Here is a 22856-nt window from a genome sequence, read left to right on the forward strand (position 1 = left end):
GGCCCCGATTCAGCCAAACTCACGCACCCGGCAAAGGTTGGCTCCCGCTACCCGGCGCTGCACTAGACTGATCTCATCACGCTGCGGAGTAGCCGATCATGCAAATCCCCGAAGATGCCCTGACCAATCATGTGGTGACTATCTGCCTGCAGGGCGGCGCCATGCTAGGCCCGTTCAACGCCACCTGGAGCAAGGACAAAGGCGGTGACGTGCGCGAACTGAGCCGCGAATACGATCGATTCCTGCAGGGCGGCGAACAGAAACGCTTCAAGTTCCACCTGCACGACACCTACAGCAACTCGGTACACACGCTGATTGTCGATTTTCGCCAGATCACCGGCATTTACGACCATATCCGGCTCAGCAGTTAAGGCTTTCAACCAGCGTTCCGTGGGATAAAGTAGGCCATCGGCTGCCCTGTGCGCAGCATGGCCATTCCAAGGAGCCCCGATGAAATTCTGCAGCCAGTGCGGCGGCCCCATCAGCCAGCGCATCCCCGCAGGCGACAACCGCCCGCGCCATGTCTGCGAGCGCTGCGCCACGGTGCATTACCAGAACCCGCGTATCGTTGCCGGCTGCTTGCCGGTGTGGGGCGAACAGGTGCTACTCTGCCGCCGCGCCATCGAGCCACGCCGCGGTTTCTGGACGCTGCCGGCCGGGTTCATGGAGAACGGTGAAACCCTGGAACAGGCCGCCGCGCGGGAAACCCTGGAAGAAGCCTGCGCGCGCGTGGACAACCTGCGCCTGTACACCCTCTTCGACCTGCCGCACATCAGCCAGGTGTACATGCTGTTTCTCGCACAGCTGCGTGACCTCGACTTTGCCGCGGGCGAAGAGAGTCTGGAGGTACGGCTTTTCCAGCAGCATGAGATCCCCTGGTCAGAGTTAGCTTTCCCCACGATCGGCCGCACTCTAGAATGCTACTTCGCCGACCGGGTGCAGCAGGTGTTCCCGCTGCGCAACGAGGCCATCGCGCCACTCTCGGCGACCTACAAGAAATCCTGACCTTTTGCGGTCCCAGCTTCAGGGAAATTGCGTCACATGCGTTGGTTGCTAGCTGCTTTGTGTGTTTTCTTCACCGCGTTCTCCAACGCCAGCGCCAGCCCGACGCTGTCCGGCACCCGCATCGACAAGGTGCTGGTGATCAAGTCAGAGCGTACGTTGCAGCTGATCCAGCATGGCAAGGTGCTCAAGTCCTATCGTGTCTCGCTGGGCAAGCAGCCCGAAGGGCCGAAGATACGCGAAGGTGACCAGCGCACACCGGAGGGTTTTTATTGGATCGACTGGCGCAAAACCAGCGATAAATTCAACCTGTCCATGCACATTTCCTACCCCAATGCCCGTGACGCGGCCAAGGCGCGCGCCAAAGGCGTTCCGCCGGGTGGCATGATCATGATTCACGGCACCCCGATTGATGAGGAGTATCCCGAGTGGTACTTCAGCACCCTGGACTGGACCGAGGGCTGCATCGCCATGAAAAACGCCGACATGCGTGAGGTGTGGAATCTGGTCAAGGACGGCACGCTGATCGAGATTCGCCCCTGAGCTATTCAGCCCCACAACGAAAAAGGCGCCCGCAGGCGCCTTTTTCATAACCGAATACTCAGAACTGCAGATCAGACAGACGCCAAACCTCAAAGGCCGGAGTCTGGTAGGGATGACTCCCCTTCAGCGCCTTGACCACGGCATGGATCAGCTCATCGGCGACCACCAGCTCTACCTTCCACTCGCTGACCTGCTCAACAGCACCGACCGCCCCAATAAACGGATCGCTACCTTCCAGCGGACGGAACTGCCCCTGCCCCAGCACCTGCCAGCAGCAACTGTCGTACTGACCGATTCGCCCGCCACCCGCAGCAAACACGGCGGATTTAACTGCCTCGACGTGGGTTTCCGGCACATAGAAGCTGAGTTTGTACATCCACCCCTCCAAGATGCTGATTGCTCAACCGCGCGGTCAGCCCCTAGCGGGCGGCCAGGCGCAAACCTTGGAAGAATCCTGCCACAGATGCTGGCACTTTGCCTTAAGAGGGACTTAAGCCGGCTGAGAGCCAGCTCACAGGAATGCCCGGCGAGCGTCAGCGAGATGCGCCGTCACGGCCGGTGAAACGGCGCCAGCGGGCCCGCCAGCCAGTAGCCGGCGGCGCATGACTACCATCACAGTAGGGCAACCGGGCCGAACGCCCGCAGCGGCAGAGTAGCAGCAAGCGCGCCTTGTCTGCCCTGAACTGAAGGGCGGCGGCACATGCCTGATTACAATCGGGAAGCGCGGACGAGCGCCCGCAGGTGCACAGCGAAAGGTGATCGCCCGGCTCGACCGGGCGCACCTCGGGAAGCAGGGGCGGCTGGGAATCGCTCATACCCACCGCCCCACGCGACTTACTCGACCCAGACCCGCGCGTTGCGGAACATGCGCATCCAGCCGCCGTCTTCCTGCCACTCATCCGGGCGCCAGGAGTTCTGCACGGCACGGAAAACGCGCTCCGGGTGCGGCATCATGATGGTCACGCGACCGTCACGGTTGCACAGGCCGGTGATACCGCGCGGCGAACCGTTGGGGTTGGCCGGGTAGGTTTCAGTGACCTTGCCATGGTTATCGATAAAGCGCATGGCCACGGTGCCGGACAGATCAGCCTCGAGCAGAGCTTCCTCGCTCTCGAACTCGGCATGCCCCTCACCGTGGGCAATGGCAATCGGCAGGCGCGAGCCGGCCATACCTCGCAGGAAGATCGACGCCGACTCCTGCACCTGAACCATGGCCACACGCGCCTCGAACTGCTCCGAGCGGTTGCGCACGAAGTGCGGCCAGGCCTCGCTACCCGGAATCAGCTCGTGCAGGTTGCTCATCATCTGACAGCCGTTGCACACGCCAAGGGCAAAGCTGTCCTTGCGCTCGAAGAACGCCTGGAAGGCATCGCGGGCGCGGTTATTGAACAGCACCGACTTGGCCCAGCCCTCGCCGGCGCCCAGCACGTCGCCGTAGGAGAAGCCACCACAGGCTACCAGGCCCTTGAACTCTTCCAGACTGACGCGGCCGGCGAGGATATCGCTCATGTGCACGTCGATGGCGCGGAAGCCGGCACGGTCGAAAGCGGCTGCCATCTCGACCTGACCGTTGACGCCCTGCTCGCGCAGGATGGCAACCTGCGGACGCACACCACTCTTGATGTAGGGCGCGGCGATGTCCTGATTGACGTCGAACGACAGCTTGACCGACAAGCCCGGATTGTCTTCGTCAAGCAGATTGTCAAATTCCTGATCGGCGCACACGGCGTTATCGCGCAGACGCTGGATCTGGTAGCTGGTCTCGCTCCAGGTACGCTGCAGCACACGGCGCGAGCCGCTGAACAGCTGCTGACCATTGAGGGTCAACAGTACCTCGTCGCCATTGACCGGCTGACCGAGCACGGCCACGCAGTCACCCAGGCCCGCCGCACTGAACTGCGCCAGCACTTCTTCGCTGTCGTCCTGATGCACCTGAATCAGTGCACCCAGTTCCTCGTTGAACAGTACCGCCGCCGCTTCCGCCGCATCATCGGCCAGTGCATCGAGGTTGAGATTCAGGCCGCAGTGACCGGCGAACGCCATTTCCACCGCCGTGGCCAGCAGGCCGCCGTCGGAGCGGTCGTGATAGGCGAGCAGCTTGCCATCGGCATTCAGGCCCTGGATCACGGCGAAGAAGGCCTTGAGGTCCTCAGCATCATCGACATCCGGCACCTGGCGGCCAAGCTGGCCATAGACCTGAGCCAGAATCGAAGCGCCCAGGCGGTTCTGACCGCGACCGAGATCAATCAGGATCAGATCGGTCTCGCCCTTGTCCAGACGCAGTTGCGGGGTCAGGGTCTTGCGAATATCGGTGACCGGGGCGAAGCCTGACACGATCAGCGACAGCGGCGAGGTCACGCTCTTCTCGCCCTGCTCATCCTGCCAGCGGGTCTTCATGGACATGGAGTCCTTGCCGACCGGAATGGTGATACCCAGCGCCGGGCACAGCTCCATGCCCACCGCCTTCACGGTGTCGTACAGGCGCGCGTCTTCACCCGGGTGGCCGGCAGCGGCCATCCAGTTGGCCGACAGCTTGATGTCGGACAGCTGGGCAATGCTGGAGGCTGCCAGGTTGGTCAGGGTTTCACCAATGGCCATGCGCCCGGAGGCGGCGGCGTCGAGCAGCGCCATCGGCGTGCGCTCCCCCATGGCCATGGCTTCACCGGTGTAGACGTCGAAGCTGGTGGCGGTCACGGCGCAGTCGGCCACCGGCACCTGCCACGGGCCGACCATCTGATCACGCGCCACCAGACCGGTAATGGTGCGGTCGCCGATGGTGATCAGGAAGTTCTTGCTGGCCACTGCCGGGTGATGCAGAACACGGCTGATGGCATCGCTCAGATCGATCTGCGCGGCATTGAACCCGTCGCCCAGCGCTTCTTCACGCACAGCGCTGCGGTGCATGCGCGGCGTTTTGCCGAGCAGTACGTTGAGCGGCATATCCACCGGCTTATTGCCGAAATGGCTGTCGGTAACGGTCAGTTGCAGCTCTTCGGTGGCCTCGCCGACCACGGCAAACGGGCAACGCTCACGCTCGCAGATGGCCTTGAAACGCTCGAAGTCGGCGGCATCCACGCTCAGCACGTAACGTTCCTGCGACTCGTTGCACCAGATTTCCAGTGGTGCCATGCCCGGCTCATCGTTGGGCACATTACGCAGTTCGAAACGACCACCACGACCACCGTCGTTGATCAGCTCCGGCAAGGCGTTGGAGATACCGCCGGCGCCGACGTCGTGAATGAACTTGATCGGGTTCTGCTCGCCCAGTTGCCAGCAGCGGTCGATGACTTCCTGACAGCGACGCTCCATTTCAGGGTTGTCGCGCTGTACCGAAGCGAAATCCAGGTCAGCCGAGCTGGCACCGGTGGCCATCGACGAGGCAGCACCTCCGCCCAGACCGATCAGCATGGCCGGACCGCCGAGCACGATCAGTTTGGCACCGACCGAAATCTCGCCCTTCTGCACATGCTCCTCACGGATGTTGCCCATGCCACCGGCCAGCATGATCGGCTTGTGGTAGCCCCGCACTTCCTCGCCGCGCGGGGTCGCCACGGACTGTTCGAAGGTACGGAAATAGCCGGTCAGCGCCGGACGGCCGAACTCGTTGTTGAACGCCGCGCCACCCAGCGGGCCTTCAACCATGATGTCCAGCGCGCTGACGATGCGCTCCGGTTTGCCGTAAGGCTTTTCCCACGGCTGCACAAAACCCGGAATCTGCAGGTTGGAAACGGTGAAGCCGACCAGACCGGCCTTGGGCTTGGCGCCACGACCGGTAGCACCCTCGTCGCGGATCTCGCCACCGGAACCGGTGGAAGCGCCGGGGAATGGCGCGATGGCGGTCGGGTGGTTGTGCGTCTCGACCTTCATCAGGATATGCACCGGCTCCTGAGACGCGGCGTATTCGCGGGTCTCGGGATTCGGGTAGAAGCGCCCGGCAACGTTGCCGACGATCACCGCGGCGTTGTCCTTGTAGGCCGACAGCACACCCTCGCCATGCATCTGGTAGGTGTTCTTGATCATGCCGAACAGCGACTTGTCCTGAGCCTGACCGTCGATATCCCAGCTGGCATTGAAGATCTTGTGCCGGCAGTGTTCGGAGTTGGCCTGAGCAAACATCATCAGCTCGACGTCATGGGGATTGCGCCCCAGCTCGGCGAAGCTCTGTACCAGATAATCGATCTCGTCTTCGGCCAGCGCCAGACCCAGTTCGACGTTGGCCTTTTCCAGCGCAGCGCGACCGCCGCCGAGCACATCCACGGCCGTCAGCGGCTTGGGCTGGGCATGGCTGAACAGTGGTGCGGCCTCTTCCAGCGCGCCCAGTACCAGCTGGGTCATGCGGTCATGCAGACGGGAGGCAACGGCGCTCGCCTCGGCCTCGCTCAGCTCGCCACTGACGTAATAGGCAATACCGCGCTCCAGGCGCTGGATCTTGGCCAGACCGCAGTTGCGCGCGATATCGCTGGCCTTGCTCGCCCAGGGCGAAATGGTGCCAAAGCGCGGCACCACCAGAAACAGACGACCCGAAGGCTCCTGCACCGGTACGCTCGGACCGTACTTGAGCAGGCGCGCCAGCACCTGCTCCTCTTCGGCCAGGAGCTGCCCGGTCACATCGGCGAAGTGGGCAAACTCGGCGTACAGCCCGGTAACGCCAGGGGCAACCTGGGTCAGTTGGTCGAGCAGTTTGCCGTGACGGAAGGCGGAAAGGGCGGGAGCGCCGCGCAGGATGAGCATTGTCAGAACAGCCTCTGGAGACGATGACGGTGGGGGTCGACCAATTGGTGACCCACAGAGGCCGTGCATTCTAGCCTAAAGCGCCGGCGCCGGGCACCCGCGATACACGCTTGGCAATCAGTCGGCCTGCCACCTGTCGCCACAACGCCCGGATAACAGAGATGAGGGAGGCTGTCGAGATATGGCCCGACAGGGCCTTTGCGTATACTGCTGCGATGTTCGCCTATCTTGCATTACGCATGCGCCATGCCTGCCGGCTACTGGCGACCGGTATTCTCCTGCTGCTCGCGGCCTGTAAAGAGCCCACCACCATCGAGCGCATTCAGGAGGACGGCGTGCTGCGCGTGGTCACCCGCAACAGCCCGACCACCTATTTTCAGGATCGCTCCGGTGAGGCCGGCTTCGAATACGAACTGGCCCGGCGCCTGGCCGACCGTCTTGGCGTGCGCCTGCAGATGGAAACCGCCGATCACCTCGACGATCTCTATCAACGCCTGCAGCAACCCAATGGCCCGGCACTGGCTGCCGCCGGCCTGACACCCAGCGATCAGCGCCGCCAGCAGGTACAGTTTAGCGACAGCTACCTGCCGACCAACACCCAGGTGGTCTATCGCAACGGCCGCCCACGCCCGACCCAACCCAGCGAACTGGTTGGCAAGCATATTCTGGTGCTCAAGGGCAGCAGCCACGCCGAGGCACTCCGGCAACTGCAGGCCGAACTGCCGGAGCTGCGCTGGGAAGAGTCCGATTCGGTGGAGGTGGTCGACCTGCTGCGTCTGCTTAATGAAGGTCAGATCGACATCACCCTGATCGACTCCAACGAACTGGCGATGAATCAGGTGTACTTCGCCAACGTGCGCGTGGCCTTCGACTTCGGCGAGCCGCAGGGCCTGGCGTGGGCCATGCCGCTGAGCGATGACAGCAGCCTGCGCGACGAGGTCAACGCCTTCCTCAAACAGGCCGCCGAGGATGGCACCCTGGAACGGTTGCGCCAACGCTACTATGGCCATGTCGATCTGCTCAGCTATGTCGGCGCCTACACCTTTGCCCAACACCTGCAGCAGCGTCTGAGCCGCTATGAGCAACACTTCAAGCGCAGCGCCCAGAAACATCAGCTGGACTGGCGGCTGCTCGCCGCCATCGGCTATCAGGAATCCATGTGGGTACCCGACGCCACCTCCAAGACCGGTGTGCGCGGTCTGATGATGCTGACCCAGGAAACCGCCCAGGCCATGGGCATCGCCAACCGCCTGGACCCGCGACAGAGCATCGAAGGGGGCGCCAAGTATTTCGCCACCTTGCACGCCAACCTCACCGAAGACATGACCGAGCCTGACCGCACTTGGTTCGCCCTGGCCGCCTACAACATCGGTATCGCCCACCTCTCGGACGCACGCAAACTGGCCAAGGCCGAGGGGCTGGACCCGAACAAGTGGCTGGATGTGAAACAGATGCTGCCACGCCTGTCGCAGAAGCAGTGGTACAGCAAAACCCGCTACGGCTATGCCCGCGGCGGCGAGACCGTGCATTTTGTGCAGAACGTGCGGCGCTACTACGACATTCTCAACTGGGTGACCCAGCCACAGCTGGAGGGCACCCGCCTGACCGAGCGCAGCCTGCACCTGCCGGCAGTGGATAAGACCGTACCGGCAGACGCGCCGCGCCCGTAATCACGCGCGTGTCAGTTGAAGCGCGAGAAATCCGGCTGACGCCGCTGCATGAAGGCCGACAGCGCTTCCAGAGCCTCGGGCGAGCGCAGACGCTGAATGAACAGATCACCCTCGGCCTGAATCGCCTGGCGCAACTCCTCACGCCCCGGTGTCCGCATCAGGCGCTTGCTGTCTGCCACTGCCGAGGGCGCCAGCTGGGTAAAACGCTGAGCCGCAGAGGCCGCCCTGGCCAGTGCCGTGGCGCCGTCTTCCAGCGCTGCCGTGGCAATTCCCCACTGCGCCGCCTGCTCGCCACTGAAGCTCTCGCCGAGCAGCAGCAACTCGCTGGCCCGCGCCGGCCCGAGCAACCGCGGCAGGATCAGGCTGGAGCCGAACTCGGGACACAGCCCCAGATTGACGAAGGGCATTTTCAGCACCGCATCGCGGCTGACATAAACCAGATCGCAATGCAGCAGCAGCGTGGTGCCGATGCCCACTGCCGGCCCGGCCACTCCGGCAATGACCGGCTTTTGCAGTTCGAACAATGCCTGCATGAACTGAAACACCGGGCTGTCCATCCCGGACGGCGGCGCCTGCAGAAAGTCGGCCACATCATTGCCACTGGTAAAGCACTGCTCGCTGCCGGTGATAAGCACCGCACGCACAGAGCGCTCGGCATCGGCCTCACGCAGGGCTTCAGCCATGCGGCTGTACATGGCCCGGGTCAGGGCATTCTTCTTGTCCGCCCGGTTCATGCGCAGGGTCATCACCCCGGCTTCCATACTCACCTGCACCGAATCCATCACTCCCCCTGCTCATTGGCACTGACAAACACATCGGCGAACACCCGGGCTCGCGGCAAGCCGGCCAGATACAGACACTTGGCAAACGCCCCCACCCTGACCGGGTGCGCGCAGACTAAGGCGATGCTGCGACGCTCAACAAGGCGGAATTGCGCCAAAAAGGCGGGCAGCTCGGCCGCGACAACAAACTCCAACGCAAGCTGAGGATGAGCCTCGGCCAGCGCCAGCAAGTCGTTGCGCAGGTAATGCCCCTGTGTGTCATGAGCCACATGACACAGTCGTATCGGCGCCGTGTGCCCCTGACGCAGAGCCTCCCGCAACACGCCATAGAGCGGCGCCAGGCCAGTGCCTGAAGCCATCAGAAGCAGCGGACGCGACTGCCAGTCAGGGTCGTAATGCAGGCTGCCGCCCTGCACAGCACCCAGACGCAGGGTACTGCCCAGCTGCAGCTGCCGCGCAAAATCGGAGAACGCGCCCTGCGTCCGGCACTGCACATGAAATTCCAGCCAGTGATCTTCGTTAGGCAGGCTGGCCAGCGAGTAGGGACGCAGCAGCTCGGGGCCGGCACACAGCTGCAGATGCTGACCAGCCTGATAGCGCAGCACACGCTCTGGCAACAGACGCAGACGCAGCACATCCGACGTCAGCCAGTCATGTCCGACCACAGTGGCCTGCATGCCCTCGCGCTCGGGATCAAAGACCTCCAGCTGTACATCACCCTCTACCCGACACTGACAGGCCAGCCGCCAGCCCTCGGCATAACGCTCGGCAGGCAATGCCTGCGGCTGAGCGTCGTGCAACTGCCCCGCCACACAACGCACCTGGCAAACCTGACAGCTCCCCGCCCGACAACTGCTCGGCACGGCAATACCGTTCACCTTGAGGGCATCCAGCAGGTTGCTGCCCAATGCCACTTCGAATTGTTGTCCCGCCACGCTCAACTGCGGCATTGCCTGACCTCACCTGCTCCGGTTTGCCGGGCACTATAAAGAATCAACGGCACGCACACCGCTTCTGCGTCCAAGGTATGCCCTGCCAGGTCGGCGCGTTATACTGCCGCGCCCGTTTTTCCTGCGTGCCAGCCAACGACTGGCACCCTTCAAAGTTCCTGCCCAGATAAAGGAGCGCGCCCCATGACCGTGATCAAGCAGGATGACCTGATCCAGAGCGTTGCAGACGCCCTGCAGTTCATCTCCTATTACCACCCCGTCGACTTCATCCAGGCCATGCACGAGGCCTACCTGAAGGAAGAGTCGCCGGCCGCGCGCGATTCCATGGCGCAGATCCTCATCAACTCGCGCATGTGCGCCACCGGCCACCGCCCGATCTGTCAGGACACCGGCATCGTCACCGTGTTCATCAAGGTCGGCATGGACGTGCGCTGGGACGGCGCCACCATGAGCGTCGACGACATGATCAACGAAGGCGTGCGCCGCGCCTACAACCTGCCGGAGAACGTCCTGCGCGCCTCGATCCTGGCCGACCCGGCCGGTGCCCGCAAGAACACCAAGGACAACACCCCGGCAGTAATCCACTACTCCATCGTTCCCGGCGACAAGGTGGAAGTGGACGTCGCGGCCAAGGGCGGCGGCTCCGAGAACAAGTCGAAGATGGCCATGCTGAACCCGTCCGACTCGATCGTCGACTGGGTACTCAAGACCGTACCGGAGATGGGCGCCGGCTGGTGCCCGCCGGGCATGCTCGGCATCGGCATCGGCGGCACCGCCGAGAAGGCCGCGGTGATGGCCAAGGAAGTGCTGATGGAGCACATCGACATCCACGAGCTGAAGGCCCGCGGCCCGCAGAACCGCATCGAGGAGCTGCGTCTGGAGCTGTTCGACAAGGTCAACCAGCTGGGCATCGGTGCCCAGGGCCTTGGCGGCCTGACCACCGTGCTCGACGTGAAGATCATGGACTACCCGACCCACGCCGCTTCCCTGCCGGTGTGCATGATCCCCAACTGCGCTGCCACCCGTCACGCCCACTTCGTGCTCGACGGTTCCGGCCCGGCAGTCCTGGAAGCACCAGACCTGTCCGCCTACCCGGAAATCGTCTGGGAAGCAGGCCCGAGCGCGCGCCGGGTGAATCTGGACACCATCACCCCGGAAGAAGTGCAGAGCTGGAAGCCTGGCGAGACCATCCTGCTCAACGGCAAGATGCTCACCGGCCGCGACGCCGCGCACAAGCGCATGGTCGACATGCTGAACAAAGGCGAAGAGCTGCCGGTCGATCTGAAAGGCCGCTTCATCTACTACGTCGGCCCGGTCGATCCGGTCGGTGACGAAGTGGTTGGCCCGGCCGGCCCGACCACCGCTACCCGCATGGACAAGTTCACCCGCCAGATCCTCGAAAGCACCGGTTTGCTGGGCATGATCGGCAAGTCCGAGCGCGGCCCGATCGCCATCGAAGCAATCCGCGACAACAAGGCCGTGTACCTGATGGCCGTCGGCGGCGCTGCCTACCTGGTAGCCCAGGCGATCAAGAAGTCCAAGGTTCTGGCCTTCGCCGAGCTGGGCATGGAAGCGATCTACGAGTTCGAGGTGAAGGACATGCCGGTTACCGTGGCAGTCGACACCAAGGGCGAGTCGGTGCACATCACCGGCCCGGCGATCTGGCAGAAGAAGATCCACGACAGCCTGGCCGTCGAAGTTAAGTAAGCGCACGCCTTCAGTGCAGAAAAGCCCGGCTAAATGCCGGGCTTTTTCTTGCTCGTCATTTCTGCCAAGCAGAAATGCAAAGCCCCGCCGCAGCGGGGCTTCGTATCGGCGAACAGCGTTACTGGAACAGCGACTCGCCAGACAGGCCGTTCATCTCGAAAATCTCACGCAGGCGCTTGAGCGCTTCGACCTGAATCTGCCGTACGCGCTCGCGGGTCAGACCGATTTCCTGACCGACTTCCTCCAGCGTGCAGCTCTCATGGCCGCGCAGACCGAAGCGGCGTACAACCACCTCGCGCTGCTTCTCCGAGAGATCCGACAACCACTGATCGATGCTCTGGCTCAGGTCATCATCCTGCAGCAGCTCACAGGGGTCGGTCGGGCGGTCGTCGGTCAGGGTATCCAGGAGGGTCTTGTCCGAATCCGGGCCGAGGGAAACGTCCACAGACGATACACGCTCGTTGAGACCCAGCATGCGCTTGACCTCACCGACCGGTTTCTCCAGCAGGTGGGCAATTTCTTCAGGGGACGGCTCATGGTCGAGCTTCTGCGTCAGTTCACGAGCGGCACGCAGATAAACGTTGAGCTCCTTGACCACATGAATCGGCAAACGGATGGTGCGCGTCTGGTTCATGATGGCGCGTTCGATGGTCTGACGAATCCACCAGGTCGCGTACGTGGAGAAGCGGAAGCCGCGCTCGGGGTCGAATTTCTCGACGGCGCGAATCAGGCCCAGGTTGCCCTCTTCGATCAGATCCAGCAGGGTCAGGCCACGGTTGACATAGCGCCGGGCAATCTTCACCACGAGGCGCAGGTTGCTCTCGATCATGCGCTTGCGCCCGGCCGGATCGCCCTTTTGCGCCAGGCGGGCAAAATGGACTTCCTCTTCAGGCGTCAGCAGCGGGGAAAAACCGATTTCATTGAGGTACAGCTGAGTCGCGTCAAGCGCGCGGGTGTAGTCGATGTACTTGTGCTGTTTGAGAGCGGCACTGCTCTTGCCTTTGACCGCACCGACTTCGGCGATCTCATCGGCGTCATCCAGTTCAATGTCCTGCTCCAACAGCAGAACATCATCTTCGACATCAAAATCCGGCGCTTCTTTATTCTTATTCACAGCCATGGTCTTGCCATCCCGTACTGAATCCGATTGCGAGCACACTTCAGGCTATCCACGCCCCAGTGAAGCTCGACCGACCTACGCGGACGACAAGACCCAGCGATCAGCGCTTGGGCAGGTATTGCAACGGATCTACAGGCTTACCCTGACGGCGGATTTCGAAGTGCAGCTTCACGCGATCAGTACCTGTTGAGCCCATTTCAGCAATGGCTTGCCCAACCTTGACCTGCTGGCCCTCCCGAACCAATAGCCTGCGGTTATGTCCGTAGGCACTCACGTAGGTATCGCTGTGCTTGATGATCACCAGCTCGCCGTAGCCCCTCAATCCACTGCCGGCATACACCACTGATCCGCTAGACGCAGCCAAAACAGGCTGGCCCAAGTTTCCGGCTATATCAATTCCTTTATTCAAACTGCCGTTTGAGGAATAACGGCCGATGAGAGCCCCGCTGGCAGGCCATACCCACCCGCTGGCTGACTTCTGCAGTGGCACATTCGCTGGCGGAACCGTCTGGATCGGGGCTTTTGCCGGTGTATTTGTGATCACAGGCGCAACTACCGGCGTCACCGGACGAACGGGCGGTGGGATTGCGACAGGCTTGGCATTCCCGACAGGCGGAAGTGTTTTTGCGACCACCGGCACTTGACCGCCTGCCTGATCGAAGCGGATGACCTGACCAGGCCGAATGACATAAGGTGCGCCGATCTGGTTGCGCGCAGCCAAGGCCTTCCAGTCCCAACCGAAACGGAAGGCAATGGAGTACAGGGTATCGCCACGCTGCACGATGTACTGACCACCAGTAGCCGGCTGCCGCACGGGGGCACTGTGCTGCCCATCAATGACCTGAGCCGAGCCGCTCTGCTGACTACTGCAGCCGGTCAGCACAAGAACGAGCGTCGCCACTGCCGCCAGGCCCATGTGGCCCATCGGCCGCGTCTGATGCATCGCTACACTGAGTGCCAAGAGCGCTCCCCTTCCATTCATTATTTTTCTGTTTGCCTGTCAGCCCGCGACCCACGGACTCAGAGCAATGGGCCTTGCAGCAACGGCACAAAACGCACGGCATCCAGCACATGCCGGCTGAAGCCGTCCTCTTCACGCACAATCAGCAGCAGCTCCTGCTCGTCGCCAGCGCCTACCGGAATCACCAGACGGCCACCAATAGCCAGCTGATCAAGCAGCGCCTGGGGAACATCGGCTGCTGCGGCAGTCACAATGATGCCGTTATAGGGTGCCAGCGCCGACCAGCCTTCCCAGCCGTCTCCCCAGCGATACACCACATTGCGCAGATTGAGCTCGGCCAGTCGCTCCTTGGCGCGATCCTGCAGGGCCTGGATACGCTCGACAGTAAATACCCGCTCAACCAGCTGGGCCAGCACCGCAGTCTGGTAGCCGCAGCCCGTGCCGATTTCCAGCACCTTGTCCAATGGGCCGGCTGCCAGCAGCAGCTCGGTCATGCGACCCACGATATAGGGCTGGGAAATGGTCTGGTTGTGGCCGATCGGCAACGCCGTGTCTTCATAGGCCCGGTGCGCCAGCGCCTCGTCGACAAACAGGTGGCGGGGCGTGCGGCGAATGACTTCCAGCACATGCGGGTTGGACAGCCCCTCTTCATACAGGCGCTCGATCAGACGCTCGCGGGTACGCTGCGAGGTCATACCGATGCCGTGGCGCTGCAGGTGATCGTTGCCACGCATCAGAACAGCCCCTCCAGCCCATTGGCCAGCCCGCTGAAGGCCTCGTGAAAGGTACGGTCCAGCTGCAGTGGCGTGATCGACACATAGCCCTGCATCACCGCATGAAAATCGGTACCTGGCCCGCCGTCCTCGGCATCCCCGGCCACCGAGATCCAGTAGCCTTCCTTGCCGCGCGGATTGACCACCTTGACCGGTGCCGCGGCACGGGAACGATGGCCGAGGCGGGTCAGCTGCACGCCACGGATTTTATCCAGCGGCAGGTTGGGCACATTGATGTTGAGTACGGTGCGCGGTGGCAGGTCTAGCTTGTCATGCCCTTCGACCAGCTTGCGGGCGAAATAGGCGGCCGTCGGCAGGTTGTCCGGCTGGCGCGAGATCAGCGAGAAGGCAAATGCCGGCAGATCAAGAAAGCGCCCTTCCAGCGCCGCCGCCACGGTGCCCGAATACAGCACGTCATCACCCAGGTTGGCGCCGAGGTTAATGCCGGACACCACCATATGCGGCAGCTCTGGCAATAACCCATTGAGCCCCAGGTGCACACAATCGGTCGGCGTGCCGTTGAGGCTGATAAAGCCGTTGCTCAGCGTGCTCGGATGCAGCGGACGATCCAAGGTCAGCGAACTGCTGGCGCCGCTTTTGTCCTGCTCAGGCGCAATCACCACACACTCGGCGTAATCGGCCAGTGCACCGTGCAGCGCGGCGATACCCGGTGCATTCACCCCGTCATCGTTGGAAATCAGAATTCGCATGGATTGTCCGTCTGCCCCGCCGGCACCAGATCGACAAGTTCACGCACCAGAGCGGTGGCGAAACATCCGGCCGGCAGAACGAATGCCAGTTGCAAAATATCAGGCTCGGGATAATGCCATGCCAGGCTGCCAATGGGGAGGCGCAGGATACGCCGTTCGTGCGCCATGCCCGCCCTGACCAACCAGTCAACCAACTCAGGCTCGGCAGCGGCAATGCGCTGCTCCAGAGCCTGCGCGGCACCCTCAGCGCTACTGGCGCCCTCGCCCCACAGCGGGCCGGTCGGATGCAGATCGAGAATATCCAGACGCGGATCGCTGCACTCAGCCTCACCGGCCGGAAAGAAACTGCGACTGTCGGTGAACGCCAGCAGATCGCCTACCTGTGCACGATCCCAGCTGGAGTCGGCAACCCGCGCCGCCAGCGCCTGATTGAAGAGGTAGCTGCGCGCCGCCGACAGCAGACGCGAGCGCAGATTGCGTTGCTCGGGCAGCTCGCCACGCGCGGCATACTGACGGGCCTCGAGCACATTGCCGCCGTTATGGCCAAAGCGCTGCAGGCCATAGTAGTTGGGAATGCCCTTCGCCCTGATCTGTTCCAGGCGCTGCTCCAGCAAGGCCTTGTCCGCCTGCAGCTGAGTCAGGCGCAGGGTAAAGCCGTTGGCCGCGTGGGCACCGCGCTGCAGCTTGCGTGAATGACGCACGGCCTTGAGGATACCCAACGTTGGTCCCTCGGCAGCGGACAGATCGGGATCGCTCTTGCCCGGCAGGTGCAGGCTGAACCATTGCCGGGTCAGGGCCTGGCGGTCCTTGAGTCCTGCATAGCTGATATTGCGTTGCGACACGCCGGCGGCGCGGGCCAGACGGCGGGCCGCCTCTTCGGTGTTCAGGCCACGCTTTTCCACCCACAGCCAGAGGTGTTCGCCCTGGCCGGACAGCGGGATATCCAGCACCTCGTCGACCTGAAAGTCTTCGGCCGTGGCTTTCAGTACCGCGCGCCCACAGGGCTCGCCATGGGCGCGCGGGCCCAGCAGCTCAAGCTCAGTCATGGGCGCACCAGCAGCGCGACCGCATGCACCGCGATGCCTTCTTCACGCCCCGTGAAACCCAGTTTCTCGGTAGTGGTGGCCTTGACGTTGACCTGATCCAGTTCGATCAGCAGGTCCTCGGCGATGCACGCGCGCATGGTTTCGATATGCGGTGCCATCTTCGGCGCCTGCGCCACGATGGTGGCATCGACATTGCCGACGACATAGCCCTTGGCCTGAATGAGTCCCAGTACATGACGCAGCAACACACGGCTGTCGGCGCCCTTGAAGGCGGGATCGGTATCGGGAAAATGCCTGCCGATGTCGCCGAGCGCTGCGGCGCCGAGCAGCGCATCACTGAGCGCATGCAGCAGCACATCGCCGTCGGAGTGGGCCAGCAGGCCGAACTTGTGGGGAATTTTCACGCCGCCGAGGGTAATGAACGCCCCCTCGCAGAAACGGTGAACATCGTAGCCGTGGCCAATACGCATCGAGGTCATGAATCAGGCCCTTGTCAGTAAGGGCCTGATTCTAACCGCTTTACCCGTCTCAGTCGTTCAACTGCTCGGCATGGTGACGCAGATGATCGTCGATGAAACTGGCAATGAAGTAATAGCTGTGGTCATAGCCCGGTTGCAGACGCAGCATTAACGGATGACCGGCCGCCTGCGCCGCCTGCTGCAAGGCCTGGGGCTTGAGCTGGGTGTCGAGAAAGTCATCCCGATCGCCCTGATCGATCAGCAGCGGCAGGCGTTCTCTGGCCGAGGCCAGCAATGCACAGGCATCCCACTCACGCCAGCGAGTCCGATCCTCACCCAGGTAGCGGGAAAACGCCTTCTCCCCCCACGGACAGTCCATCGGGTTGCTGATCGGAGCAAAGGCTGAAACCGATCGGTAGCGTCCGGGATTGCGCAGCGCACACACCAGCGCCCCATGGCCGCCCATGGAGTGCCCGCTGATGCCGCGACGGTCGGACACCGGGAAGTTGGCCTCGATCAGCGCCGGCAGCTCATGCACCACGTAGTCATGCATGCGGTAATGGCGCGACCAGGGCTGCTCGCTGGCATTCAGGTAGAAACCGGCACCCAGGCCGAAGTCCCAGGCGCCGTCAGGATCGTCCGGGACCTCGCCCCCGCGCGGACTGGTATCCGGCGCGACGATGACGATGCCCAGCTCGGCGGCCAGGCGCTGGGCACCGGCCTTCTGCATGAAGTTCTCGTCGGTACAGGTCAGCCCCGACAGCCAGTACAGCACCGGCAAGTGCCAGCCTTCCTCGGCCTGCGGCGGCAGGTACACGGCAAACATCATGTCGCAACCCAGCACGCTGGAGCGGTGCCGGTAGCGCTTGTGCCAGCCGCCAAAACTCTTTTGGCAGGACAAATTCTCCAGGGTCATGGCCGCACCTCAGAAGTGGATGACGGTACGGATGCTCTTGCCTTCATGCATAAGATCGAAAGCCTGGTTGATCTCGTCCAGCGGCAGGTTATGGGTGATGAAGGTATCCAGCGGGATTTCGCCCTTCTGCGCCTTCTCCACATAACCCGGCAGCTCGGTACGCCCCTTCACCCCACCGAATGCCGAACCGCGCCAGACCCGCCCGGTAACCAGCTGGAATGGCCGGGTGCTGATTTCCTGCCCTGCACCGGCCACACCGATGATGATCGACTCGCCCCAGCCCTTGTGGCAACACTCCAGTGCCGCGCGCATCAGTTTGACGTTGCCAACGCACTCAAAGCTGTAATCGACGCCACCGTCGGTCATCTCGACGATGACATCCTGAATCGGCTTATCGAAATCATTCGGATTGACCAGATCGGTAGCACCCAGCTCGCTGGCAATCGCGAACTTGGCCGGGTTGATGTCGATGGCGATGATGCGCCCGGCCTTGGCCATCTTGGCGCCGATGATGGCCGCCAGACCGATGCCGCCCAGGCCGAAAATCGCCACAGTAGAACCCTCGGTGACCTTGGCGGTATTGAGCACGGCACCAATGCCGGTAGTCACCCCGCACCCGAGCAGGCAGACCTTTTCCAGCGGCGCCTCCTGGGGAATCTTGGCCAGGGAGATTTCCGGCAGCACGGTGTACTCGGAAAAGGTCGAGCAGCCCATGTAGTGATAGATCGGCTGACCGTTGTACGAGAAGCGCGTAGTGCCGTCGGGCATCAGCCCCTTGCCCTGAGTGGCGCGTACGGCCTGGCACAGGTTGGTTTTACCCGAGGTGCAGAACTTGCACTGGCGGCATTCAGCGGTGTACAGCGGGATCACATGGTCCCCCACCGCCAGCGAGGTCACGCCCTCGCCTACCGCCTCGACAATACCACCGCCCTCATGCCCGAGAATGCAGGGAAACACCCCTTCACTGTCCTCGCCGGACAGGGTGTAGGCATCGGTATGGCAGACACCGGTAGCCACGATGCGCACCAGGACTTCACCGGCCCTGGGTGGCGCCACATCAACCTCGACGATCTGCAGCGGCTGGTTGGGGGCAAAGGCAACGGCAGCACGGGACTTGATCATGAGCGGCACTCCAGACAGTTCAAAAGTGGCCGCAAGTGTAGATCAAGCAAAATTGATGAATAATCCAGACCCAAGCAAAACATTATTGCCACACAGGGATAATCAATGAATCGCTGGGAAGGCCTGGATGAATTCGTCGCCGTGGCCGAATGTGGCCAGTTCAGCGCCGCCGCCAAGCGCCTGGGGTTGTCCAACTCTCAGGTGAGTCGACAGGTTGCCCAGCTGGAGGAGCGTCTGCAAACCCGCCTGTTCTATCGCAGTACGCGCAAGGTCAGCCTGACGGAGGCCGGACAGACCTTTCTCCATCACTGCCGGCGCCTGCAGGATGCCCGAGAGGAAGCCCTGCGCGCCGTCGGCGATCTGGCTGGCGAACCCAAGGGACTCTTGCGCATGACTTGCGCCGTGGCTTACGGCGAGCGCTTCATCGTGCCACTGGTCAACGAGTTCATGGCCAATCATGACCAGTTACGGGTAGAGATCGAACTGAGCAACCAGACCCTTGATCTGCTACAGAACGGCATGGACCTGGCCATCCGCCTGGGGCGTCTGCAGGACTCTCGTCTGGTGGCTACCCGCCTGGCGCCACGGGTCATGCACCTGTGTGCGGCACCTGGCTACCTGCAGCGCTATGGACGCCCGCACTCCCTGTCGGAACTGACGCGACACAATTGCCTGGTCGGCAGCAGCGAGCAATGGAGTTTCCAGCAGGATGGCCGCGAACTGGCCCTGCGGGTGCAGGGCAACTGGCGCTGCAACAGCGGCGAGGCGGTACTGGATGCAGCTTTGCGTGGATTCGGCCTGTGCCAGCTGCCGGATTACTATGTGCGTAGCCCTTTGAGCGACGGGCGACTGATCGACCTGCTGCCCCAGCACCGGCCACCGCATACCGCGGTCTGGGCGCTGTATCCACAACAGCGCCACCTGTCGCCCAAGGTACGCCTGCTGGTCGATCACCTGAAAACACGGCTATCGGAGCGGCCTGAATATACCGGCCACTAGCCTCAGCGCTTGTCGGCCCAGCGCCGGCGCAGCCAGTCGAGGTCTTCCGGGCGAGTGACCTTGAGATTATCGGCGCGCCCCTCGATCAGACGCGGCGCCTGCCCCGCCCATTCCAGCGCCGAAGCCTCATCGGTGATCGCCACGCCGGCCACCAGCGCATCAGCCAGGGCTCGTTGCAGCGCACCGAGATGAAACATCTGCGGCGTATAGGCCTGCCAGATCACGCTGCGATCGACCGTTTCGCGAACTCGCCCATCCACGCCAGCGCGCTTGAGCGTATCGCGCGCCGGCACGGCCAGCAGGCCACCTACGGCATCGTCAGCCAGCTCTGCGAGCAACAGGTCGAGATCGGAACGAGCCAGATTGGGCCGCGCAGCATCGTGCACCAGCACCCAGTCATCAGCCGCCGCGCCCAACTCATTGAGGCGCTGCAAACCACTGAGCACCGAGTCGGCACGCTCGGCACCACCACTGGCGCGCTGGATACGCGGGTCACGCGCCACCGGTAACTGCGGCCAGTAGGGATCATCCTCGGCCAGACAAACCACCAGCCCCCTGAGGCCGGGGTGGTCGAGAAAACAGGAGAGGGTATGTTCGAGAATGGTCTTGCCGGCCAGTGCCAGGTATTGCTTGGGACGGTCGGCGCGCATGCGCGAACCGATACCGGCAGCCGGAATCACCACCCAGAACGATGGCAAAGTCACAGCGCTCATTCGGCCAGCTGATAGAGGGTCTCGCCCTCTTTAACCATGCCCAGCTCGTGACGGGCACGCTCCTCGACGGTTTCCGTACCCTGCTTGAGCTCAAGCACTTCAGCCTCGAGGATGCGATTGCGCTCCAGCAACTGCTCATTCTCGGCCTGTTGCTCTGCAATCTGCTGCTGCAGCGCCTGCACCTGAGCCAGACTGCCATCACCAACCCACAGGCGATACTGCAGACCGGCAAGGATCAGGACCAGGAGAACGAACAGCCAATACGGGGCTTTAGGCATCGCAGCAGTAATATCCATATGAAAAGGGCAGCTTGCGCTGCCCTTTTTACCATTTCCTGCCCGCCTACTGAAAACATCGCGAGCGACGGTCAGGCTAGGCGAAATCGGTTGAGGCAGCGGAGTTTACATAGAGTAAATGAGCATGCCGAAGCCGATTTCAACAACGCCTGACCGAGAGCAGCAGTTTTCAGCCGCGGAACTCGGCGCGGCCCTTGTACGGAGCTTTGCCAGCCAACTGCTCTTCGATACGCAGCAGCTGGTTGTACTTGGACACGCGGTCGGAACGGCACAGGGAGCCGGTCTTGATCTGACCGGCAGCGGTACCTACGGCGAGATCGGCGATAGTGCTGTCCTCGGTCTCACCGGAGCGGTGCGAGATCACGGCGGTGAAGCCGGCGGCCTTGGCCATCTGGATGGCCTCCAGAGTCTCGGTCAGCGAGCCGATCTGGTTGAACTTGATCAGAATCGAGTTGCCGATCTTCTCTTCGATACCGCGCTTGAGGATCTTGGTGTTGGTCACGAACAGGTCGTCACCGACCAGCTGCACCTTGTCACCGATCTTGTCGGTTAGGACTTTCCAGCCAGCCCAGTCGGACTCGTCCATGCCGTCTTCGATGGAGATGATCGGATAGCGCTGGGTCAGACCGGCCAGGTAGTCGGCAAAACCTTCGGCGCTGAACACCTTGCCTTCGCCTTCCAGGTCGTACTGACCATCTTTGAAGAACTCGCTCGATGCACAGTCCAGAGCCAGGGTGATGTCCTCGCCCAGCTTGTAGCCGGCATTGGCCACGGCCTCGGCGATGGCAGCCAGGGCGTCTTCGTTGGAAGCCAGGTTCGGCGCGAAGCCACCCTCGTCACCCACGGCGGTGTTCAGGCCACGGGCCTTCAGCACGGCTTTCAGGTGATGGAAGATCTCGGCGCCCATGCGCAGGGCGTCGGCGAAGTTCTTGGCGCCAACCGGCTGAACCATGAACTCCTGGATATCGACGTTGTTGTCGGCATGCTCGCCGCCGTTGATGATGTTCATCATCGGCACCGGCATCGAGTAAACACCCGGGGTGCCGTTCAGGTCGGCGATGTGAGCGTACAGCGGCACACCTTTGGCCTGAGCAGCAGCCTTGGCAGCGGCCAGGGACACGGCGAGGATGGCGTTGGCGCCCAGCTTGCCTTTGTTCTCGGTACCGTCCAGGTCAATCATGGCCAGGTCGAGAGCCTTCTGCTCGCGGGCGTCTTTGCCCAGCAGCAGGTCACGGATCGGGCCATTGATGTTGGCCACGGCCTTCAGCACGCCCTTGCCCAGGTAACGGCTCTTGTCGCCATCACGCAGTTCCAGCGCTTCGCGCGAACCGGTGGAAGCACCGGACGGCGCACAGGCGCTGCCGATGATGCCGTTGTCGAGGATTACATCGGCTTCTACGGTGGGGTTGCCACGGGAGTCGAGAACCTCACGGCCCTTGATGTCGACGATCTTTGCCATTCTTGTTAGCTCCAACAGTTGAAATATGCGTCAGTCGAATGCGTTACGCGGTTTCGATCGGCGCAAAGCTCTTGACCAGATCATCCAGCTGCTTGAGCTGGGTGAGGAAGGGTTCCAGCTTGTCCAGGCGCAGGGCGCAGGGGCCGTCACACTTGGCGTTGTCCGGATCCGGATGGGCTTCGAGGAACAGGCCCGCCAAACCCTGACTGAGACCGGCCTTGGCCAGGTCGGTGACCTGAGCACGACGACCGCCTGCAGAATCGGCGCGACCGCCCGGCATCTGCAGGGCATGGGTCACGTCGAAGAATACCGGGTACTCGAAGGACTTCATGATGCCAAAGCCCAGCATGTCGACTACCAGATTGTTGTAACCGAAGGACGAGCCACGCTCGCAGAGGATCAATTGGTCGTTACCGGCCTCCTCGCACTTTTTGAGGATGTGCTTCATCTCCTGCGGAGCGAGGAACTGAGCCTTCTTGATGTTGATCACCGCGCCGGTCTTGGCCATGGCCACCACCAGGTCGGTCTGCCGCGAGAGGAAGGCCGGCAGCTGGATGATGTCGCAAACCTCTGCCACCGGAGCCGCCTGATAGGGCTCGTGCACGTCGGTAATCACCGGCACACCGAAGGTCTTCTTCACATCCTCGAAGATTTTCATGCCCTCATCCAGGCCCGGGCCACGGAAGGACGTGATCGAGGAGCGGTTGGCCTTGTCGAAACTGGCCTTGAACACGTAGGGGATGCCGAGCTTGTCGGTCACCCGCACGTATTCCTCACAGGCCCGCATGGCCAGGTCGCGCGATTCGAGAACATTGATGCCGCCGAACAGCACCAGCGGCTTGTCGTTGGCAATCTCGATATTGCCGACCTTGATGATCTTCTGTGCCATGACCTGCGC

At 62.5% G+C, this 22856-nt stretch carries 23 protein-coding genes; 6 read left to right on the plus strand and 17 right to left on the minus strand.

The features are described 5' to 3' along the window. Nucleotides 1–98: 98 nt before the first annotated feature. The 3 genes from CK486_RS06390 (at nt 99) to CK486_RS06400 (ending at nt 1545) form a co-directional block, all read left to right on the plus strand. Nucleotides 99–371 carry a hypothetical protein gene (locus tag CK486_RS06390; RefSeq protein WP_095939447.1) on the plus strand — a complete coding sequence of 91 codons (273 nt, stop codon included), beginning with the start codon at nt 99–101 and terminating at the stop codon, nt 369–371. Nucleotides 372–450: 79 nt separating this feature from the next. After that, nucleotides 451–1005, plus strand: a complete 555-nt coding sequence (locus CK486_RS06395) for an NUDIX hydrolase (protein WP_095939448.1) — start codon at nt 451–453, stop codon at nt 1003–1005. A 36-nt stretch (nt 1006–1041) separates the two neighbouring features. Then, a complete protein-coding gene (locus CK486_RS06400; protein WP_095939449.1) occupies nt 1042–1545 on the plus strand; it encodes a murein L,D-transpeptidase family protein in 504 nt (167 codons plus the stop codon). Between the two features lie 58 nt (nt 1546–1603). Here the strand turns inward: CK486_RS06400 and CK486_RS06405 are convergent, their stop codons facing one another. The 3 genes from CK486_RS06405 to purL all read right to left on the minus strand — a co-directional run bounded on the left by CK486_RS06405 (nt 1604) and on the right by purL (nt 6276). Beyond that, the gene (locus tag CK486_RS06405) at nt 1604–1921 is read right to left on the minus strand and encodes a YqfO family protein (RefSeq protein ID WP_095939450.1); all 318 of its coding nucleotides are present in this window, start codon (nt 1919–1921) and stop codon (nt 1604–1606) included. 157 nt (nt 1922–2078) lie between these two features. Then, nucleotides 2079–2444 (minus strand): CDGSH iron-sulfur domain-containing protein, encoded by a 366-nt coding sequence (locus CK486_RS06410; RefSeq protein WP_371915480.1) that lies wholly within the window; start codon nt 2442–2444, stop codon nt 2079–2081. After that, on the minus strand, nt 2380–6276 hold the full coding sequence (gene purL / locus CK486_RS06415; protein ID WP_095939452.1) for a phosphoribosylformylglycinamidine synthase: 3897 nt from the start codon (nt 6274–6276) through the stop codon (nt 2380–2382). The genes CK486_RS06410 and purL overlap by 65 nt, the downstream gene beginning before the upstream one ends. A 215-nt stretch (nt 6277–6491) precedes the next feature. Between purL and mltF the strand changes: the two genes are divergently transcribed. Then, the gene (gene mltF, locus CK486_RS06420) at nt 6492–7946 is read left to right on the plus strand and encodes a membrane-bound lytic murein transglycosylase MltF (protein ID WP_095939453.1); all 1455 of its coding nucleotides are present in this window, start codon (nt 6492–6494) and stop codon (nt 7944–7946) included. Between the two features lie 11 nt (nt 7947–7957). On the opposite strand, the gene CK486_RS06425 is transcribed toward mltF, so the two are convergent. Both CK486_RS06425 and CK486_RS06430 read right to left on the minus strand, forming a co-directional pair. Continuing rightward, nucleotides 7958–8728, minus strand: coding sequence for an enoyl-CoA hydratase (locus tag CK486_RS06425; protein ID WP_095939454.1), 771 nt, complete (start codon nt 8726–8728; stop codon nt 7958–7960). Next, on the minus strand, nt 8728–9678 hold the full coding sequence (locus CK486_RS06430) for an iron-sulfur-binding ferredoxin reductase (protein WP_095939455.1): 951 nt from the start codon (nt 9676–9678) through the stop codon (nt 8728–8730). Before CK486_RS06430 ends, CK486_RS06425 begins: the two co-directional genes overlap by 1 nt. Nucleotides 9679–9861: 183 nt before the next feature. On the opposite strand from CK486_RS06430, the gene CK486_RS06435 reads away from it, so the two are divergent. Beyond that, nucleotides 9862–11385, plus strand: coding sequence for a fumarate hydratase (locus CK486_RS06435; RefSeq protein ID WP_095939456.1), 1524 nt, complete (start codon nt 9862–9864; stop codon nt 11383–11385). 118 nt (nt 11386–11503) lie between these two features. Here CK486_RS06435 and rpoS read toward each other — a convergent pair whose 3' ends face one another. The 8 genes from rpoS to CK486_RS06475 form a co-directional block, all read right to left on the minus strand. Next, nucleotides 11504–12505 carry an RNA polymerase sigma factor RpoS gene (gene rpoS / locus CK486_RS06440; RefSeq protein ID WP_095939457.1) on the minus strand — a complete coding sequence of 334 codons (1002 nt, stop codon included), beginning with the start codon at nt 12503–12505 and terminating at the stop codon, nt 11504–11506. Between the two features lie 100 nt (nt 12506–12605). Continuing rightward, nucleotides 12606–13430, minus strand: coding sequence for a peptidoglycan DD-metalloendopeptidase family protein (locus CK486_RS06445; protein WP_371915487.1), 825 nt, complete (start codon nt 13428–13430; stop codon nt 12606–12608). A 95-nt stretch (nt 13431–13525) separates the two neighbouring features. Next, the gene (locus CK486_RS06450) at nt 13526–14161 is read right to left on the minus strand and encodes a protein-L-isoaspartate(D-aspartate) O-methyltransferase (RefSeq protein WP_176481665.1); all 636 of its coding nucleotides are present in this window, start codon (nt 14159–14161) and stop codon (nt 13526–13528) included. Nucleotides 14162–14199: 38 nt separating this feature from the next. Next, a complete protein-coding gene (gene surE / locus CK486_RS06455) occupies nt 14200–14949 on the minus strand; it encodes a 5'/3'-nucleotidase SurE (protein WP_095939459.1) in 750 nt (249 codons plus the stop codon). Beyond that, nucleotides 14937–15995 carry a tRNA pseudouridine(13) synthase TruD gene (gene truD / locus CK486_RS06460; protein WP_095939460.1) on the minus strand — a complete coding sequence of 353 codons (1059 nt, stop codon included), beginning with the start codon at nt 15993–15995 and terminating at the stop codon, nt 14937–14939. The genes surE and truD overlap by 13 nt, the downstream gene beginning before the upstream one ends. Next, the gene (gene ispF, locus CK486_RS06465; RefSeq protein ID WP_095939621.1) at nt 15992–16465 is read right to left on the minus strand and encodes a 2-C-methyl-D-erythritol 2,4-cyclodiphosphate synthase; all 474 of its coding nucleotides are present in this window, start codon (nt 16463–16465) and stop codon (nt 15992–15994) included. Before ispF ends, truD begins: the two co-directional genes overlap by 4 nt. A gap of 58 nt (nt 16466–16523) precedes the next feature. Next, nucleotides 16524–17369, minus strand: coding sequence for an S-formylglutathione hydrolase (gene fghA / locus CK486_RS06470; RefSeq protein WP_095939461.1), 846 nt, complete (start codon nt 17367–17369; stop codon nt 16524–16526). Nucleotides 17370–17378: 9 nt separating this feature from the next. Continuing rightward, nucleotides 17379–18491, minus strand: coding sequence for an S-(hydroxymethyl)glutathione dehydrogenase/class III alcohol dehydrogenase (locus tag CK486_RS06475; RefSeq protein ID WP_095939462.1), 1113 nt, complete (start codon nt 18489–18491; stop codon nt 17379–17381). A 105-nt stretch (nt 18492–18596) separates the two neighbouring features. On the opposite strand from CK486_RS06475, the gene CK486_RS06480 reads away from it, so the two are divergent. Continuing rightward, on the plus strand, nt 18597–19490 hold the full coding sequence (locus CK486_RS06480) for a LysR family transcriptional regulator (RefSeq protein WP_095939463.1): 894 nt from the start codon (nt 18597–18599) through the stop codon (nt 19488–19490). Nucleotides 19491–19492: 2 nt separating this feature from the next. Here the strand turns inward: CK486_RS06480 and ispD are convergent, their stop codons facing one another. The 4 genes from ispD to kdsA all read right to left on the minus strand — a co-directional run bounded on the left by ispD (nt 19493) and on the right by kdsA (nt 22847). After that, nucleotides 19493–20203, minus strand: coding sequence for a 2-C-methyl-D-erythritol 4-phosphate cytidylyltransferase (gene ispD / locus CK486_RS06485; protein WP_095939464.1), 711 nt, complete (start codon nt 20201–20203; stop codon nt 19493–19495). Then, the gene (gene ftsB / locus CK486_RS06490) at nt 20200–20481 is read right to left on the minus strand and encodes a cell division protein FtsB (protein WP_095939465.1); all 282 of its coding nucleotides are present in this window, start codon (nt 20479–20481) and stop codon (nt 20200–20202) included. The genes ispD and ftsB overlap by 4 nt, the downstream gene beginning before the upstream one ends. Nucleotides 20482–20668: 187 nt before the next feature. Continuing rightward, nucleotides 20669–21958: a phosphopyruvate hydratase gene (gene eno / locus CK486_RS06495; RefSeq protein ID WP_095939466.1), complete on the minus strand. Its 1290-nt coding sequence runs from the start codon at nt 21956–21958 to the stop codon at nt 20669–20671. 43 nt (nt 21959–22001) lie between these two features. Beyond that, nucleotides 22002–22847 carry a 3-deoxy-8-phosphooctulonate synthase gene (kdsA, locus tag CK486_RS06500; RefSeq protein ID WP_095939467.1) on the minus strand — a complete coding sequence of 282 codons (846 nt, stop codon included), beginning with the start codon at nt 22845–22847 and terminating at the stop codon, nt 22002–22004. Nucleotides 22848–22856: the final 9 nt, after the last annotated feature.

The organism is Pseudomonas sp. HAR-UPW-AIA-41 (genome assembly GCF_002304225.1).
In the GTDB taxonomy this organism is placed as follows: Bacteria; Pseudomonadota; Gammaproteobacteria; order Pseudomonadales; family Pseudomonadaceae; genus Aquipseudomonas.